This is a genomic window from Pseudomonas sp. TWR3-1-1, from assembly GCF_049896545.1.
In the GTDB taxonomy this organism is placed as follows: domain Bacteria; phylum Pseudomonadota; class Gammaproteobacteria; order Pseudomonadales; family Pseudomonadaceae; genus Aquipseudomonas; species Aquipseudomonas weihenstephanensis.
The window spans coordinates 280,695-297,434 of sequence record NZ_JAFCUO010000002.1; the positions used below are offsets into that span (position 1 = coordinate 280,695).

At 60.0% G+C, this 16,740-nt stretch carries 14 protein-coding genes; 10 read left to right on the forward strand and 4 right to left on the reverse strand.

Translation table 11 applies throughout. The features are described from left to right. The first annotated feature begins 12 nt into the window (after positions 1-12). From ACP7A4_RS06855 to ACP7A4_RS06870, 4 genes are all read left to right on the forward strand, one after another. Positions 13-558 carry a hypothetical protein gene (locus ACP7A4_RS06855; RefSeq protein WP_059765609.1) on the forward strand — a complete coding sequence of 182 codons (546 nt, stop codon included), beginning with the start codon at positions 13-15 and terminating at the stop codon, positions 556-558. Between the two features lie 90 nt (positions 559-648). Next, positions 649-2,244, forward strand: a complete 1,596-nt coding sequence (locus ACP7A4_RS06860) for a GMC family oxidoreductase (RefSeq protein ID WP_203302012.1) — start codon at positions 649-651, stop codon at positions 2,242-2,244. Between the two features lie 115 nt (positions 2,245-2,359). Next, on the forward strand, positions 2,360-2,842 hold the full coding sequence (gene coaD / locus ACP7A4_RS06865) for a pantetheine-phosphate adenylyltransferase (protein ID WP_019409197.1): 483 nt from the start codon (positions 2,360-2,362) through the stop codon (positions 2,840-2,842). 100 nt (positions 2,843-2,942) lie between these two features. Continuing rightward, positions 2,943-3,194 carry a YfhL family 4Fe-4S dicluster ferredoxin gene (locus ACP7A4_RS06870; RefSeq protein WP_048364018.1) on the forward strand — a complete coding sequence of 84 codons (252 nt, stop codon included), beginning with the start codon at positions 2,943-2,945 and terminating at the stop codon, positions 3,192-3,194. A gap of 189 nt (positions 3,195-3,383) precedes the next feature. Here the strand turns inward: ACP7A4_RS06870 and mutM are convergent, their stop codons facing one another. Both mutM and ACP7A4_RS06880 read right to left on the reverse strand, forming a co-directional pair. Further along, positions 3,384-4,196 carry a bifunctional DNA-formamidopyrimidine glycosylase/DNA-(apurinic or apyrimidinic site) lyase gene (gene mutM, locus ACP7A4_RS06875; protein WP_048364017.1) on the reverse strand — a complete coding sequence of 271 codons (813 nt, stop codon included), beginning with the start codon at positions 4,194-4,196 and terminating at the stop codon, positions 3,384-3,386. Between the two features lie 23 nt (positions 4,197-4,219). Beyond that, positions 4,220-5,032, reverse strand: coding sequence for an HDOD domain-containing protein (locus ACP7A4_RS06880; protein WP_165599953.1), 813 nt, complete (start codon positions 5,030-5,032; stop codon positions 4,220-4,222). Between the two features lie 201 nt (positions 5,033-5,233). Here ACP7A4_RS06880 and ACP7A4_RS06885 point away from each other — a divergent pair, with 201 nt between their 5' ends. Continuing rightward, positions 5,234-6,430 carry a class I SAM-dependent rRNA methyltransferase gene (locus ACP7A4_RS06885; RefSeq protein ID WP_048364015.1) on the forward strand — a complete coding sequence of 399 codons (1,197 nt, stop codon included), beginning with the start codon at positions 5,234-5,236 and terminating at the stop codon, positions 6,428-6,430. Between the two features lie 44 nt (positions 6,431-6,474). Here the strand turns inward: ACP7A4_RS06885 and ACP7A4_RS06890 are convergent, their stop codons facing one another. Next, positions 6,475-8,169 carry a DUF4153 domain-containing protein gene (locus tag ACP7A4_RS06890; RefSeq protein ID WP_426246124.1) on the reverse strand — a complete coding sequence of 565 codons (1,695 nt, stop codon included), beginning with the start codon at positions 8,167-8,169 and terminating at the stop codon, positions 6,475-6,477. A 215-nt stretch (positions 8,170-8,384) separates the two neighbouring features. On the opposite strand from ACP7A4_RS06890, the gene ACP7A4_RS06895 reads away from it, so the two are divergent. The 3 genes from ACP7A4_RS06895 (at position 8,385) to ACP7A4_RS06905 (ending at position 13,258) form a co-directional block, all read left to right on the forward strand. After that, positions 8,385-9,590: an MFS transporter gene (locus ACP7A4_RS06895; protein WP_426246126.1), complete on the forward strand. Its 1,206-nt coding sequence runs from the start codon at positions 8,385-8,387 to the stop codon at positions 9,588-9,590. A 236-nt stretch (positions 9,591-9,826) separates the two neighbouring features. Beyond that, a complete protein-coding gene (ilvD, locus tag ACP7A4_RS06900) occupies positions 9,827-11,674 on the forward strand; it encodes a dihydroxy-acid dehydratase (protein ID WP_059765624.1) in 1,848 nt (615 codons plus the stop codon). 192 nt (positions 11,675-11,866) lie between these two features. Further along, positions 11,867-13,258, forward strand: a complete 1,392-nt coding sequence (locus ACP7A4_RS06905; RefSeq protein WP_059765627.1) for an L-cystine transporter — start codon at positions 11,867-11,869, stop codon at positions 13,256-13,258. 106 nt (positions 13,259-13,364) lie between these two features. Here ACP7A4_RS06905 and ACP7A4_RS06910 read toward each other — a convergent pair whose 3' ends face one another. Beyond that, complete coding sequence (locus ACP7A4_RS06910; RefSeq protein WP_426246128.1) at positions 13,365-13,877, reverse strand: dihydrofolate reductase; 513 nt, start codon at positions 13,875-13,877, stop codon at positions 13,365-13,367. Positions 13,878-13,968: 91 nt separating this feature from the next. Between ACP7A4_RS06910 and ACP7A4_RS06915 the strand changes: the two genes are divergently transcribed. Both ACP7A4_RS06915 and ACP7A4_RS06920 read left to right on the forward strand, forming a co-directional pair. Continuing rightward, positions 13,969-15,351, forward strand: a complete 1,383-nt coding sequence (locus tag ACP7A4_RS06915; RefSeq protein WP_426246130.1) for a DUF2868 domain-containing protein — start codon at positions 13,969-13,971, stop codon at positions 15,349-15,351. After that, complete coding sequence (locus ACP7A4_RS06920) at positions 15,344-16,708, forward strand: GTPase/DUF3482 domain-containing protein (RefSeq protein WP_426246132.1); 1,365 nt, start codon at positions 15,344-15,346, stop codon at positions 16,706-16,708. Before ACP7A4_RS06915 ends, ACP7A4_RS06920 begins: the two co-directional genes overlap by 8 nt. The last annotated feature ends 32 nt before the right edge of the window (positions 16,709-16,740 follow it).

A 16,740-nucleotide genomic window follows, 5' to 3' on the forward strand; every position in this document is an offset into this window, starting at 1 on the left:
CGAGGCCCGACCATGCCCGAACCCCGTGTTGAAAACGCGCTGCTCTCACGTCGTGGCGCCCTTAAAGTGGGGCTGTGTGCCAGTGCGCTACTGGCGACAGCCGGGTTGGGCGCCAGCCTCACAGGCTGCTCGGCCCGTGACAACGCCCGCGGCTTTGCGGTACTGCGCAGCAGCGATCTGGCTTTTTTGCGCACGCTGATTCCGGTGATGCTGGCCGCCAGCACTGCCGCGCCGCTCATGCCCAGCGCTGCCGATGCTACGTTGCACACGCTGGACGATAACCTCAACCGCCTGTCACCCGCCTTGTTCACTCTCACCCGGCAATTATTCGACGTCGTGGCCATGCCCATTACGCGCGGCCCGTTGACTGGCGTCTGGGGTCGCTGGGAAACCGCCAGCCCTGAGCAGGTTCGCCACTTTCTTGAGCGCTGGCAAAACAGCAGCCTGAGCCTGCTGCGCATGGGTCACGCCTCCTTGGTGCAACTGGTGATGATGAGTTGGTACGAGCGGCCAGAGTCCTGGGCCCATTGCGGGTATCCGGGACCGCCCACAGTCTGAATGCCCCCATAAAAACACGTTCGCGCCTACCGGTTTTCAGTGAGCAGACGACCTGCCACTCATAAAAATAAAAAGACAAGGAACACCTTAATGCCCGTACCGGATCTCTTTCGCGAAGGCTTGGCCCGAGGCTGGAAAACCTACAACGGCTCACAACTGGACAGCGACCTGACGCTGCACGCTGATGTGGCCATCATCGGCAGCGGCGCGGGAGGCGGCACCACGGCTGAAATCCTCAGCGCGGCGGGTTTCAAAGTGTTGATCATCGAAGAAGGCCCGCTCAAAACCAGCAGCGACTTCAAAATGCTCGAAGGCGAGGCCTACACCAGCCTGTATCAGGAAGGCGTAGGCCGCATGACCCAGGACGGCGCCATCAGCATCCTGCAAGGTCGGGCCGTGGGTGGTACAACGCTGGTCAACTGGACGTCCAGCTTTCGCACTCCCGCGCAAACCCTTGAACACTGGGCTCGCGAACATCACGTGGTCGGCCACAGCAGCGAACAAATGGCACCGTGGTTCGAGCAGATGGAACAGCGTTTAGGCGTAGCGCCGTGGCTGATACCCCCGAATGCCAACAATCAAGTCATCCGCACCGGCTGCGAAAAGCTCGGCTATAGCTGGCATGTAATCGCGCGAAACGTTCGCGGTTGCTGGAACCTGGGCTATTGCGGCATGGGCTGCCCGACCAACGCCAAGCAATCCATGCTGGTGACCACTATCCCTGCGACCCTCGAAAAAGGCGGCGAGCTGCTGTATCTGGCCCGCGCCCAGCGCTTGATAATCAAGGGCGATCAGGTCACCGGCCTTGAGTGCCAAGGCATGGACCCGCGTTGCGTGACACCCACTGGCCGCACCATCACTGTCAAGGCGCGGCATTACGTGATCGCGGGCGGAGGCATCAACACCCCCGGTTTACTCATGCGCTCAGATGCTCCAGACCCGCATAAAACACTGGGCAAACGCACCTTCCTGCATGTGGTCAACTTCTCTGCGGCAACCTTTCCCACGGCTATTAATGCGTTTGAAGGCGCACCGCAGTCGATTTACTCCGATCATTTTCAGTGGAAAGACGGCACCACCGGCTCAATGGGCTACAAACTCGAAGTACCGCCGATCCACCCCGCACTGGCTGCCACGTTATTCGCCCGCTACGGCGAGAGCAGCGCCGAACACATGGCCCAACTGCCCAATACGCACATGATGTTGGCGCTGATGCGCGACGGTTTTCATCCAGACAGTCGCGGCGGCAACGTCCAATTGCGCAATGACAGCACCCCGGTGCTCGATTACAGCCTCACGCCGTATGTCTGGGAGGGGTTGAAACGCGCTTACCACAGCATGGCCGAGATTCAGTTTGCGGCGGGTGCCAGCGCCGTCATGCCGCTGCACAGCGATGCGCGCTATGTGAACAACTTGAGTGAAACGCGTGAACTGATAGACAGTTTGAGCCTGGAGTTGTATCGGACACGTCTGGCCAGTGCCCACGTCATGGGTGGTTGCGCTATGGGAGAAAATCCCCACATGGCGGTCACCGACAGCCTTGGGCGTCATCATCAATTGCGCAACGTATCGGTCCACGACGGCTCGCTATTCCCCACCAGCATTGGCGCAAACCCACAATTATCGGTGTATGGGCTCACTGCAAAACTGGCGACTCAGCTAGGCAAGCGTCTTGAAAATCCGTGAAAAAGGACGAATTCGGCGGCGTCTATAGTGCTTTCTTCTGCGAATGGCGACTTGGCCGACCGGGAATGCTGCGATACCATCCGACTCCCCAACGGATTCCCGCCAGGACGACGCGATGAACCGAGTGTTGTACCCAGGTACATTCGACCCTATTACCAAGGGCCATGGCGACCTGGTTGAACGCGCCTCGCGCTTGTTCGACCACGTCATCATTGCTGTTGCGGCCAGCACCAAGAAAAACCCGTTGTTCCCTCTGGAACAGCGTGTTGAGCTGGCACGTGAAGTCACCAAACACCTGCCCAATGTCGAAGTGGTGGGGTTTTCGACCCTGCTTGCGCACTTTGCCAAAGAGCAGAACGCCAATGTGTTTCTGCGTGGCCTGCGTGCGGTGTCTGACTTCGAATACGAGTTCCAGCTGGCGAACATGAATCGCCAACTGGCACCAGACGTCGAGAGCCTGTTTCTCACGCCGTCAGAGCGCTATTCGTTTATATCGTCGACATTGGTCCGTGAAATTGCGGCATTGGGCGGCGATATCAGCAAATTCGTGCACCCGGTGGTCGCGGACGCATTGACCGAACGCTTTCGCAAGAAATGACCGCTGAAGCGGCGCCCGCGTGCACTGCGGGCGCCAATGCGGCACAATTGCCCGCATTCGATTTCAGTTGCCCGGGCCGACCGCCCCGGCAGGAGTACCCATGTCCCTGATCATCACCGACGATTGCATCAATTGCGACGTCTGCGAACCCGAGTGTCCGAACGCCGCCATTTCCCAGGGCGAAGAGATCTACGTCATTGATCCGAACCTGTGCACCCAGTGCGTCGGCCATTACGACGAGCCGCAATGCCAGCAAGTGTGCCCGGTCGACTGCATCCCGCTGGACGAAGCCCACCCGGAAACCGAAGCCCAATTGATGGAAAAATACCGGGCGATAACCGGCAAAGCGTAAGTCGGTATCGCCGGCAGCCGTTGCCGAAGGAACGAGGCTACGCCAGAGCCGCGTGCTACTTCGCCAACGTCCTTGCGACATGAGACTTGCGGCTTGCCCGACGCAGAGCAAACCTGATCTCACAACGGGTTCGCTGCCAGACGCAGCGTCGGGCTGCTTGTCAGCGGCTAGGGTTTTTCGTGATTGCGTCTACGACTGGCAGCGCGGGCAAAATACGCTGGAGCGCTGGCCCAGTTTGACCTCGCGTAACTCGCTGCCGCATACCTTGCACTGCTCGTAGGCCCGGCCGTACACAAACAGTTCTTGCTGAAAATAACCGGGCTGACCATCGCCACCGATAAAGTCGCGCAAGGTAGTGCCTCCGCGCTCAATGGCGGCGGCCAAAATCCGTTTGATTTCAATCGCCAGCTTCAAATAGCGCGCCCGCGAGATGCTTTTGGCTTCTCGGCGCGGGTCTATGCCGGCGGCAAACAGCGCTTCGGTGGCGTAGATATTGCCCACACCCACCACCACCGCGTTGTCCATGATGAACGGCTTGACCGCCATCGAACGTTTGCGCGACAGCTGAAACAGCCGGTCGCCATCAAACAGGTCGGTCAGTGGCTCCGGCCCCAATTTGATCAGCAGTTCGTGATTAAGCGCATCGTGGGTCCACAGCATCGCGCCAAACCGGCGCGGGTCGGTGTAGCGCAAGGCCAGCCCGGACTCCAGTTCGATATCCACATGCTCATGCTTGGCCGCCAGCGACCCGGCCTCAACCAGACGCAAATTGCCCGACATGCCCAAATGGCTGATCAGCGTACCCACTTCGGCGTTGATCAATAAATACTTGGCGCGCCGCTCGACCAATACGATTTTCTGCCCCGACAAACGTACATCCAGGTCTTCGGGGATGGGCCAACGCAGGCGCCGTTCACGCACAATTACCCGGCTGACCCGTTGCCCTTCCAGGTGAGGAGCGATACCGCGACGGGTGGTTTCAACTTCAGGTAATTCAGGCATGCAAGACTCCTGCGGGGAAAAACCTAGTGAGCACCCAGCTCGCGGATGCTCTCTTTGAGGTTTTCAAAGTCGTATTCGGACAAACCGATGTAATCGAGCACCAAGTGGCTGATGCTGTTCCACTCGTGGTCTTCGCGCTGATTACCCAACACCTTGTGCGAGGCGCAAATGTGCTCAGCCATCTTGAGGATGGCCAGCAGGTTTTTCAGTTGGCTGTTGCGCGACGAGTCATCGCTGAAAATCGCCAGCGCATTGTGGTGATTGGCAATGGCGTGGGTCAGGTGTTCCGGCAAACGCCAGGACTTGGCCGTGTAATAACCGACCACCGCGTGGTTGGTGTTGAAATGGCGGTTTTCGGTGTCAACCACACGGCTGGCCGGGCCGGCATTGGCGTAGGCTTGCTCCAGCACGGTCATGTAGTCAGGGAAGCGCTTGAGCATCAGCGGGATGCCGCAATCGTGAAACAACCCCAGCGCGTAGGCTTCATCGACTGCCTGAGAGCCGGTGCGTTTGGCCAGCGTCATGCTGGTCATGGCCACGTCCTGCGCGGTGTCCCAAAAACGGTTGAGGGTCACGATGGTTTCATCGCACATCTCGCCCTTGATCGACTGCGCGTTGATCAGGTTGATCACGGTACGGCTGCCCAGCAACGTGACAGCACGTTGAATCGAGGCAATTTTGTTGCTCAGACCGTAATGCGGCGAGTTGACGATCTTCATCAAGGCGCCCGATAAACCGGGGTCTTGGGCAATCAGACGGGCGATCACTTCCAGGTCCGGATCGGGCATGTACTGCTCCATCTGCAAATCCACCATGATTTGCGGTTGAGGCGGCACACTGATGCCTTGCAGCGTTTGGCTGATCTGTTCGGATGAAAGCTCTGGGGGCATGACGACACACTCTGGAATAGCCCGCGATTCTAACGGAATTTTCGGCAGGGTTGGGCACGTAATCCGACGCAATGCGGTGAATCAACCAAGCCCCACGCTTGCGTCTAAGGCTATAATCGCGCCCTTTTCAATACCCGGAGCGACGTCATGTCCCTGCCAAGCCTGCGCCTTAAAGCCAATGCCGATCGACGCCTGCGCGCCGGCCACTTGTGGGTCTACAGCAACGAAATCGATGTAGCCACCACTCCGCTGCACGGCTTTAAGGCTGGCGACCAAGCGGTGCTGGAGACTGCTGGCGGCAAATCGCTGGGCATCGTTGCCATGAGCCCTAACAACCTGATCTGCGCGCGCCTGCTGTCGCGCGACGTGAAAGTGCCCTTAGACAAATCGTTTTTGGTTCACCGCCTCAACGTGGCCTTGTCCTTGCGTGATCGCCTGTTCGACAAGCCTTACTACCGTTTGGTGTTCGGCGATTCCGATCTGCTGCCAGGCCTGGTGGTGGATCGTTTCGGCGACATCCTGGTGGTGCAACTGGCCTCTGCAACCATGGAAATGCACAAAGCTGACGTGATTGCAGCCTTGGTCCAAGTGGTCAAGCCAAGCGGCATTCTGTTCAAGAACGACTCGGCTGCCCGTGATGCCGAAGGCCTTGAGCGTTACGTCGAAACCGTCTTCGGCCTGGTGCCGGAGTGGGTCGCGCTGGAAGAAAACGGCGTCAAGTTCGAAGCACCGGTCATTGCCGGTCAGAAAACCGGCTGGTTCTACGACCACCGCATGAACCGTGCCCGCCTGGCACCGTACGCCAAAGGCAAACGTGTCCTGGACTTGTACAGCTACATCGGCGGCTGGGGCATTCAAGCAGCGGCCTTTGGCGCCAGCGAAGTGATGTGTGTTGACGCGTCCTCGTTCGCACTGGACGGTGTTGAGCGTAACGCGGCACTGAACGGTTTTGCCGAGCGTGTGACCTGCATGGAAGGCGACGTGTTTGAAGCGCTTAAAGAGCTCAAAGCCAACGAAGAACGTTTCGACGTGATCGTGGCCGACCCTCCGGCGTTCATCAAACGCAAAAAAGACCTGAAAAACGGCGAAGGCGCGTATCGCCGCCTCAACGAGCAAGCCATGCGCCTGCTCACCAAAGACGGCATCCTGTTCAGCGCATCGTGCTCCATGCACCTGCCCGAAGACGACCTGCAAAACATCTTGCTGACCAGCGCCCGCCACCTGGACCGCAACATCCAGTTGCTGGAACGCGGCAGCCAAGGCCCGGATCACCCGGTACACCCGGCGATCCCAGAAACTCGCTACATCAAAAGCATCACCTGCCGCTTGCTGCCCAACAGCTAAGCAGTAGGGTCAACCCGTAGCCGCCAGCGGCTACGGGTTGCGCTTCATGGCTGGGGTTCGCGGTCCAGTTTGGGGTTCAACTCAACCTCGCCAATCTGCAATGACTGGTAGCGCGGCTTCACCACCTTCACCTTCCCTGCCCGAATCTGATCAATCAGTTGAAGTGGGCTTTCGCCACCTTCATAGGTGCCCGCACGCTTCCATTCGCCTTGCGCATCGCGCGTAAAAAAGTACAGCCCGTCAGACCAACCTTGCTTGGGCAATTGCAGTACTTCCACCTGCCCGTCGTTGTCCAGATCCACGGCCCACAGTGCGCAACCCGGCGCCCAGCACGGCTGCCCGCCTACGCCCGGCAGATCAAATTGCTCACTGCCTTCAACCTTGGGGCCGATCCATTCCAGCACCCGCGCATTCGGCGCTCGAACACCACCGCCGGTGTCTGCATCCTTCAGACGTTTGAGCAGCACTTGGCGCTCAGGCTCCGTCAATACCTGCCCTTGCTCCACTTGCGCCAGCAACGCGTCATAGGCCTGTTTGCCGGGAAGCCCCAAGCGATAGCGCAAGGCATCGGCATCAAAGGTTTCGACCGATGACTGGCCACTCAAGACCCGGTTTATCTGGTTTTTGGCGCTGAACTGCAACGGGCTGAACCACGGGGTGTGAATCGCCAGCAACACCACCACGCTCAGCAGTGCAATTACCGGGTTGCTGACCCGCAAGCGCCACAACCACTGACGCTGCGGCACCACGGCGGCCCAAGCGGCGGCCACGCTGTGCACCAGCATCACGACCACCAGCAGCATCGCCAGTAAACGGGTTGGCGTCAGGCCGTACTGCTCAATTCTTAACCAGCTCGAATACCCGGCCAACACCACCAGTACTGGCAGGCACAACAGGCACAGGTCGACCATGCGCAGCAGCCACTTCGGATAGCCGCTTTCGTGCTCGCCGTCTTGCACCACACCGTTGAGCAAAAACAGATTGACCGCCACCAGGCACAACATGATCGGCGTCGAATACCCCGTGTCCCAGATCGGGCCTAACCCGGTAAAGGCCAGGGCGAAGGTGAACACGAGGGCAATCAATGCCCCCAGAGGCAGCAAGAAGCGGCATAGCGTGAGCAGAATGCCGCGCAACAGGCCAATGACCCGATCGTTGTCGCGGCCCATCTTCACGCCCAGTGCAAACACTACGGCTGAACTGATGTAGATGAACCCGTCCGTGGAGAACAGTTGGTTAAGCGCCACAATCCCGAGCATCTTGAACAGGCTGCCCCACAGCAGAATCAAGGCCCAGAACACGCCGTTAAGCAGCAATCCCAGCAACACGATGAACACCGTGTCCCACGCGTGACGGAACAAGTCTTCGTAGCGCGGACAGCGCCCTTCGCGGGTTGGCCAGCTTAAGATGAAGGCCGTACAAATGTAGGCAATCACCACGGCAAAACACGTCCAGCTGCCGGTCAGCCAACTGCTGGAGCGCCACTGCTCCCCGCCGTCCCAAAACACCCAGGCGCTGATGGCCGACATCACCACCGTCAACGCCACTACCAGCCACAGGGTGCCGCGCTGACGCAGGGCATCGCCCAGTAGCAGCGCATTGGTGCCCCCCACCAAAACCGCCGTGACCAGCGCAAACTTGATGCCATGTTCGCTGATACCGCTGGCCAACCAGAGCAGCAGTCCCTGCACCAGGCCAATGCCCAGGCAGGCCTTGATAGAGCGTGTAAGGAGTGGCATGCAGAATCCCTTGCTGAAATTTTCTGGTTAGCACTCTATCGCTTCAACCCACCTGCGCCTACACCGCGACTGAATGAGGTTAAGCCATGTGCTATAGGCCTCACAGGCTGAAAAATGGTTTTTCCTACACAAAGACAGGCCCTGACTGACTCGATACCCCGTTGAAACTGCCGTCTCCCGCGCCCGACACTGCCCGCTCAAAAAGTGAGGGTCGCATGACGCAATCGAATTCACCTGTCAGCCCATTGCAACGCTGGACAGCCGTCTGGTTGCTTACGGGTATGACCGTGCTCGCAGTGTTCCCCCTTGATGTGGTGCTGCCTTCCTTTCCAGCCTTGGCCGCACATTTTCAACGTTCCCCCGGCGATATCGCGTTTTCCATCAGTCTGTTCGCAGTCAGTGTCGCCCTGTCGCAGTGGGTGATAGGGCCGTTGTCTGACCGCATGGGACGTAAACGCCTGCTGCTCACGGGTATCGGCGTCTCCGTGATTGGCGCTATCGGCTGCGTGCATGCGAACGACTTCATCTGGTTCTTGTTTTTCAGGTGCATGCAGGCCGTTGGCTGCGGGTGTTTTGTCGTGTCTCAGGCACTGATCCAGGACCTGTTCAGCGGCAACCAACGCGATCACCTGCGCATCCTGATGGTCACCGTCAGTGGGTTGGCCATTTCCCTGTCGCCTTTGGCCGGCACGGTGTTGCAAGAAGCATTTGATTGGCCAGGCAGCTTTTGGGCGTTTATCTGCCTGGCCGCTGTAGTCTGGGTCAGTGCCTGGCGCCAACTCAAGGACACTCGCCCCAACGTGCCGCCCACGCAGAGCATTTTGAGGGCCTATGGTGTGGTCTGCCGAGACGCGACCTTCATGAGCTACTGGCTGATTTCAGGCATCGCCTTTGCCTGCCACTTCTCGTTCATTGTGCTTTCGCCGCTGCTGTTTCTGGAGCAGCTACAACTGTCCAGCTATACGTACTCGTGGATTTTGCTGCTGTACGGCGTAGCTTATTTGGTTGGCGGCCTACTCGCGCATAGGCTCAGCAGGCGAATGAGCGCAGATGCACAAATCATCACAGGGTTGTTGCTGATGGTGTCCGCTGGCGTACTGATGTTCATGCTGCACGCGTTGTGGGGGCAGACGGTTTTTAGCGTGTTAATGCCCATGATCGTCTGCACCACAGGTATCACCATCGCTCGGCCGATCGCTACCTCACGGGCGATGGACGTATTTCCAGATCTGGCTGGCACAGCCTCTGCTGCCGGAAGTGCGCTGATTTTCATGTGTGGGGGAGCCGTCAGCGCGGTTGTGAATCTCAGTCCCGTCAGCCTGCAAGACACGCTGGCCAGTGCGTTTATCGTACTGAGTCTGATTGCGTTGGGTCTGATCTGGCGGATCAGCACACATTCGGCGGTATCACCTCCTGTGTAACGCTTTTGCGCATTAGGCCAGCGTTGTGGCCCATTCCCTCCGCACGCCAGCCGTGTAGAATCGACGCATTCATCGCCAATCATCCCCGGCGGGTTTATGAGCTCAGGCCCAGGCACGCGGCGATCCCGCAGCGCTCACGGCAGCTTTCGGACACGTAGTCATTTTCTGTGTGGTCCCTCAGTCATTAGAAGCTCACTTCCCTGTTTGTTACCTGATTAGCCGCCCGGAGTTGTTCCATGCCTGACTATCGTTCAAAAACCTCCACCCACGGCCGCAATATGGCCGGTGCCCGCGCTTTGTGGCGCGCCACGGGGATGAAAGATGCCGACTTCAAGAAGCCGATCATCGCCATTGCCAACTCCTTTACCCAGTTCGTACCCGGCCACGTCCACCTCAAAGACATGGGTCAACTGGTTGCCCGCGAGATCGAACGCGCTGGCGGCGTTGCCAAAGAATTCAACACCATCGCCGTCGACGACGGCATCGCCATGGGCCACGACGGCATGCTGTACTCGCTGCCGAGCCGCGAGATCATTGCCGACTCCGTTGAGTACATGGTCAACGCGCACTGCGCCGACGCCATCGTGTGTATTTCCAACTGCGACAAAATCACCCCCGGCATGCTGATGGCTTCGTTACGCCTCAACATCCCGGTGATTTTCGTCTCGGGCGGGCCAATGGAAGCGGGCAAAACCAAGCTCGCCAGCCACGGCCTCGACCTGGTAGACGCCATGGTCATCGCCGCCGACTCCAGCGCTTCTGACGAGAAGGTTGCCGAGTACGAGCGCAGCGCATGCCCCACCTGCGGTTCGTGCTCCGGCATGTTCACCGCCAACTCGATGAACTGCCTGACCGAAGCCCTGGGCCTCGCCTTGCCGGGCAATGGCTCGGCACTGGCCACCCACAGCGACCGCGAGCAATTGTTCCTGCAAGCGGGGCGCACCATTGTCGACCTGTGCCGTCAGTACTACGTCGAAAACGACGAGTCGGTACTGCCGCGCAACATCGCCAACTTCAAGGCGTTCGAAAACGCCATGACGCTGGACATCGCCATGGGCGGCTCCACCAACACCATCCTGCACTTGCTGGCCGCCGCCCAGGAGGCCGAGATCGATTTCGACCTCAAAGACATCGACCGCCTGTCGCGCCATGTGCCGCAGCTGTGCAAAGTGGCGCCAAACATCCAGAAGTACCACATGGAAGACGTGCACCGCGCAGGCGGCATTTTCTCCATTCTCGGCTCGCTGGCCCGTGGTGGCTTGTTGCACACCGACCTGGCAACCGTCCACAGCAAGACAATGGCCGAAGGCATTGCCAAGTGGGACATCACCCAGACTGACGACGAAGCCGTCCACACCTTCTTCCGCGCAGGCCCGGCCGGTATCCCGACACAAACCGCGTTTAGCCAGTCAACCCGTTGGGACACGCTGGACGACGACCGTGAAAACGGCTGCATCCGCAGTGTCGAACATGCGTATTCGCAAGAGGGCGGCCTGGCCGTGCTCTACGGCAACATCGCGCTGGACGGATGTGTGGTTAAAACCGCTGGCGTTGACGAGTCGATTCACGTGTTTGAAGGCAATGCCAAAATCTTCGAAAGCCAGGACAGCGCCGTGCGCGGCATTTTGGCAGACGAGGTAAAAGCCGGCGATATCGTGATCATTCGTTACGAAGGCCCTAAAGGCGGCCCCGGCATGCAAGAGATGCTCTACCCCACTTCGTACCTCAAATCCAAAGGGCTGGGCAAAGCCTGCGCGCTGCTGACCGATGGCCGCTTCTCGGGCGGTACTTCGGGCCTGTCCATTGGCCACGCTTCGCCAGAAGCGGCCGCCGGTGGCGCGATTGGTTTGGTGCAGGACGGCGACAAAGTGCTGATCGACATTCCCAACCGCTCGATCAACCTGTTGATCAGCGATGAAGAAATGGCCACTCGTCGTGCCGCGCAAGACAAAAAGGGCTGGAAGCCGGTGGAAGTACGCCCGCGCAAAGTCACGACAGCATTGAAGGCGTATGCCTTGCTGGCCACCAGTGCCGACAAAGGCGCGGTGCGTGACAAAGCCTTGCTGGACAAGCTGGTGCCATAAGCCAGGCGGCTCCATTCAAAAATCCCGGCCACGTGCCGGGATTTTTGTATCGCGCAGGGGGACGAGGCTTATACCCAAAACATAGGTAGTCATTCCAGAACGGTATATTTCTAGCTATATCAACCTGTTAGCATTTCCGGTTCGAAATTGTTACAACCCAAGACTGGTACAAGTCGCCCCCCCGGAGCTTTCATGAATTACCCGCTGATCCTCAATCTGCTGGTGTTCCTCGCGTTGCTGTTCGGCTTGTCGCTGACCCGCCACACCGCGTGGAGCCTGGCGAAAAAAGTCCTGCTGGCGCTGGTTGTCGGTGTGATGTTTGGTCTTGGTTTGCACCTGATCTACGGTGCAGAAAGCCCAACCCTGAAAACCTCTATCGGCTGGTTCGATCTGGTCGGCAGCGGCTATGTGCAACTGCTGCAAATGATCGTGATTCCGCTGGTCTTTGCTTCGATCCTCAGCGCGGTCGCGCGCCTGCACAACGCATCGTCGTTGGGCAAGATCAGCTTTCTGACCATCGGCACCCTGCTGTTCACCACCATGATTGCAGCGCTGGTCGGCATCGGCCTGACCAACCTGTTCGGCCTCACGGCTGACGGCCTGGTGGCGGGCGCAGCTGAAATGAGCCGCCTGCAAATCATCCAGAGCGATTACGCCGGTAAAGTGGCCGACCTGAATGTGCCGCAGTTGCTGCTGTCGTTCATCCCGCAAAACCCGTTTGCTGACTTGGCCCGTGCCAAGCCGACGTCGATCATCAGCGTGGTGATCTTTGCCGCGTTCCTGGGGGTTGCTGCGCTGCAACTGTTCAAGGACGAGCCTGAAAAAGGCAGCAAAGTGCTTAACGCCATCGACACCCTGCAAGCCTGGGTGATGCGTCTGGTGCGTCTGGTGATGAAGCTCACCCCGTACGGCGTGCTGGCCTTGATGACCAAAGTGGTCGCCATGTCCAACCTGCAAGACATCATCAAACTCGGCAGCTTTGTGGTGGTGTCCTACATCGGCCTGGCGCTGATGTTCGTGATTCACGGCGTGATTGTGTCGTTTTCCGGGGTTAACCCGCTGCGTTTCTTCCGCAAAGTATGGCCAGTGCTGACGTTCGCGTTCACCAGCCGTTCGAGCGCCGCCAGCATCCCGTTGAGCATTGAAGCGCAAACCCGTCGCCTGGGGATTCCGTCGTCCATCGCCAGCTTCGCGGCCTCGTTTGGCGCGACCATCGGGCAAAACGGCTGTGCCGGTCTGTACCCGGCGATGCTGGCGGTGATGGTTGCCCCCACCGTGGGTATCAACCCGCTGGACCCGCTGTGGATTGCCACGCTGGTAGCGATTGTGACCCTGAGTTCGGCCGGTGTGGCGGGCGTGGGCGGTGGTGCAACCTTCGCCGCGCTGATCGTCTTGCCAGCGATGGGCTTGCCGGTGTCGCTGGTGGCGTTGCTGATCTCGGTCGAGCCGCTGATCGACATGGGCCGCACGGCCTTGAACGTGAGTGGCGCAATGGTCGCCGGTACGGTAACCAGCCAGATCATGAATGAAACGGATAAAGCCATTTTGGCTGAAGACGATCATGGTGAGCTGGCGCACGCGTAAATTCGCGTAACCCCGTTGGAACTGCCGCAGGCTGCGAGCTTCAAGAGCAAAAGATCGCAGCCTTCGGCAACGCATACGCAACTGCGCGTAAAGCGTTTACAAAATGTTAGACCCTTTCCCACACCTCAAAACTGAAACCCGGCTTGCCCTCTTCAGCCGCATGCGGCTCATTCGACACCCGCGTCCACTGCGCCTGATCAAACTCAGGGAACCACGCATCGCCTTGCGGGCTAAGCCCCACACGCGTCAGGTACAACCGGTCGGCATCTGCCAGCGCCTGGGTGTACAACTGCGCGCCGCCAATCAACATCACTTCGCTCACGCCCTGCTCTTTGGCCCACGCCTGTGCGCGCTCCACGGCCGCATCGAGCGAGGCAAACACCTCGGCACCTTCAAGCTGCAAGTCGGCCTGACGACTGACCACCAGGTTCAAGCGCCCCGGTAAAGGGCGGCCCAGCGAATCCCAGGTTTTGCGACCCATAATGATCGGCTTGCCCAGGGTGGTGGCCTTGAAATATTTGAAATCCGCCGGCAAATGCCACGGCATGCTGTTATCGACGCCGATCACGCGGTTTTCACCGAGGGCTGCGATCAGGCTGAGGGGGAGAGTTTTTTTCATGCTGGCGAGGATACCAGAGCGACCCGCGCCCGCAGTACCCCGTGCGACGTAACAGCGGTTATGCTCTTGGCTCACTTGAATGGATTGGCCTGTGACTCAACTTTCCCCTTTGCAACGCCTGTGGCTGACTGAAACCGTGCGCCTGCGCGAAGAACACGCGGGCCCGCTGGATGACCAGGAAGCCAATCGTCGCGCCCGCAGCAGCGGCGGCGACCTGACCCACCGCCTTGAGCATCGGGCCTTGTGGTTGGCTGAACGCGATGGTTTGCTCAGCGCCCTGCACCATTGGCTACAAGGCGCACGGCTGGCGGTGCTGGTGCTGGCGGTGTTGGCCGTGATCAGTGGCGCAGGGCTGGCCTTTGCCGCGCTGGGCAACGGGCAAACCCCGGTTAATGTGTTCTGGGCGCTGGGCAGCCTGCTGGGCCTCAACTCGATTTTATTGCTCAGTTGGGTGCTTGGCCTGCTGTTGGCCGGTGAGCACGGCGCCAGCCTTGGCCGCGTATGGCTGTGGCTCAGCGACAAGCTCGCCCGCGATGCCAAGGCCGCCCAACTGGCCCCCGCCCTCCTGTTGTTGCTGCAACGGCGCAAGCTCAATCGCTGGGCGCTCGGCGCATTGGTCAACGGGCTGTGGCTGCTGGCAATGCTCAGCGCATTGGTGATGATGCTGCTGCTCATGGCCACCCGCCGCTACGGGTTTATCTGGGAAACCACCATTCTGGGGGCCGATGCGTTTGTCGCCGCCACACGGGCACTGGGCGCTCTGCCGAACTGGCTGGGGTTCAGCGTGCCCACGGTGGAAATGATCCTCGTCAGCACTGACAGCAGCCTCTACAACAACGAACTGGTACGTCAGTCGTGGGCGATCTGGCTTGTCGGCGCGGTCCTTATTTATGGCGTGATCCCGCGCTTGCTGCTTTACCTTTTCTGCCGCTGGCGCTGGAAGAGCGGGCGCAATGCGCTGCAACTGGACCTCAACTTGCCCGGCTACAGTCAACTGCGCGAAACCTTGATGCCGAGCAGCGAACGCCTTGGCGTGAACGACATCGCGCCCGAGCAACTGCACACGGTACAGGCTGGGAACACAGATCTGCACACCGATGGCGCACTGATCGTGGCCATCGAACTCGACGACCAACACCCGTGGCCGCCCACATTGCCCGCAACGGTGAAAGACGCAGGCATCCTCGACAGCCGCGAATCACGCCAAACCCTGCTGGAGCAAATGACCCGTTTCCCGCCTGCGCGGCTGGCGATTGCCTGTGACCCCAGGCGCTCACCGGATCGCGGCAGCCTGGCGTTAATCGGCGAACTGGCCCGCAGCGCTGCTCAAACACGGGTCTGGCTGCTGCAAGCCCCGCCCGGCCAGGCGCTGGACGCCGACCGCCTGAGCGACTGGCACACCGCGCTCAAGCAACTGGGCCTGCCGTTCGCCACCAGCGCCCCCTTGAACTGGCTGGAGACAGGTCATGACTAAGCCTCTGACGCTGGCCGTGGTCGGCCACACCAATGTCGGCAAAACCTCGCTATTGCGCACCCTCACGCGGGATGTGGGTTTCGGTGAAGTGTCCCATCGCCCCAGCACCACTCGGCATGTCGAAGGGGCGCGGCTGTCGGTGGACGGCGAGCCGTTACTGGAGTTGTACGACACACCGGGGCTGGAAGATGCCATTGCGCTGCTCGACTACCTTGAGCGCCTCGACCGCCCCGGCGAACGTCTGGACGGCCCGGCGCGCGTCGCGCGCTTTCTTGAAGGCAGCGAGGCCCGCCAGCGCTTTGAGCAAGAAGCCAAAGTGTTGCGCCAATTGCTGGCCTCGGATGCGGGGCTGTACGTGATTGATGCCCGCGAACCGGTGCTGGCCAAGTACCGCGACGAACTCAGTGTGCTGGCCAGTTGCGGCAAACCGTTGCTGCCAGTATTGAATTTCGTCAGCAACCCGCAGCAACGCGAACCCGAATGGCGCGACGCACTGGCGCGTCTGGGCTTGCATGCGTTGGTGCGCTTCGACAGCGTGGCCCCGCCCGAAGACGGCGAGCGCCGTTTGTATGAAAGCCTGGCGCTGTTGCTGGAGCACTCACGGGACGCGTTGCAGCGCCTAATCACTGACCAGCAGGCTCAACGCGTGGCGCGCAAGCACAGCGCATTGCGCCTGATCGCCGAATTGCTGATTGATTGCGCCGCGTGTCGGCGCAGCGTAATCAGCGAAAAAAGTGCCGAGCAAGACGCCATCAACCAACTGCGACAGGCCATTCGCCAACGTGAACAACGTTGCGTCGAAGCCTTGCTCAAGCTCTATGGCTTTCGCGCCAGCGACGCAGCGGCCAGCGATTTGCCGCTGCTGGACGGGCGCTGGGGCGATGACCTGTTCAACCCTGAAACCCTCAAGCAACTGGGCGTGCGGGTGGGCGGCGGTATTGCCGCGGGCGCCGCGGCGGGGGCGGGTGTGGACTTGATGGTCGGCGGCCTGACCTTGGGCGCGGCGGCGTTGGCCGGTGCCATTGCCGGTGGCGCCCTGCAAACCGCGCGCAGTTACGGCAGCCGCCTGCTGGGCAAGATCAAAGGTCAACGCGAACTGACCGTGGACGACAGCGTGTTGCGCTTGCTGGCCTTGCGCCAACGCCAACTGCTGCGTGCGCTGAATGCGCGGGGGCACGCGGCGGTGGACAGTATCAAGGTGGCAACACCGCAAGAGAAAACCTGGCGCGAAGGCAAACTGCCAGAGGCGCTGAGCAAAGCGCGGGCACACCCGCAATGGTCGTCCCTCAACCCGCACCCGAAACTGAGCCAGGCCGAACGCCAAGCGCAAATCGAAGCGCTGGCCGAGCAGATTTGATGCCGGACGCTGTCGCAAAGAGGCACGAGGCT

What these genes read in the sequence shown, in the direction of transcription:
- coaD (WP_019409197.1), top strand. Translation starts at nt 2,360, where the DNA reads ATGAACCGAGTGTTGTACCCAGGTACATTCGACCCTATTACCAAGGGC.
- ilvD (WP_059765624.1), top strand. Translation starts at nt 9,827, where the DNA reads ATGCCTGACTATCGTTCAAAAACCTCCACCCACGGCCGCAATATGGCC.
- ACP7A4_RS06890 (WP_426246124.1), bottom strand. Translation starts at nt 8,169, where the DNA reads ATGCCACTCCTTACACGCTCTATCAAGGCCTGCCTGGGCATTGGCCTG.
- ACP7A4_RS06895 (WP_426246126.1), top strand. Translation starts at nt 8,385, where the DNA reads ATGACGCAATCGAATTCACCTGTCAGCCCATTGCAACGCTGGACAGCC.
- ACP7A4_RS06870 (WP_048364018.1), top strand. Translation starts at nt 2,943, where the DNA reads ATGTCCCTGATCATCACCGACGATTGCATCAATTGCGACGTCTGCGAA.
- ACP7A4_RS06905 (WP_059765627.1), top strand. Translation starts at nt 11,867, where the DNA reads ATGAATTACCCGCTGATCCTCAATCTGCTGGTGTTCCTCGCGTTGCTG.
- ACP7A4_RS06920 (WP_426246132.1), top strand. Translation starts at nt 15,344, where the DNA reads ATGACTAAGCCTCTGACGCTGGCCGTGGTCGGCCACACCAATGTCGGC.
- ACP7A4_RS06910 (WP_426246128.1), bottom strand. Translation starts at nt 13,877, where the DNA reads ATGAAAAAAACTCTCCCCCTCAGCCTGATCGCAGCCCTCGGTGAAAAC.
- ACP7A4_RS06855 (WP_059765609.1), top strand. Translation starts at nt 13, where the DNA reads ATGCCCGAACCCCGTGTTGAAAACGCGCTGCTCTCACGTCGTGGCGCC.
- ACP7A4_RS06860 (WP_203302012.1), top strand. Translation starts at nt 649, where the DNA reads ATGCCCGTACCGGATCTCTTTCGCGAAGGCTTGGCCCGAGGCTGGAAA.
- mutM (WP_048364017.1), bottom strand. Translation starts at nt 4,196, where the DNA reads ATGCCTGAATTACCTGAAGTTGAAACCACCCGTCGCGGTATCGCTCCT.
- ACP7A4_RS06885 (WP_048364015.1), top strand. Translation starts at nt 5,234, where the DNA reads ATGTCCCTGCCAAGCCTGCGCCTTAAAGCCAATGCCGATCGACGCCTG.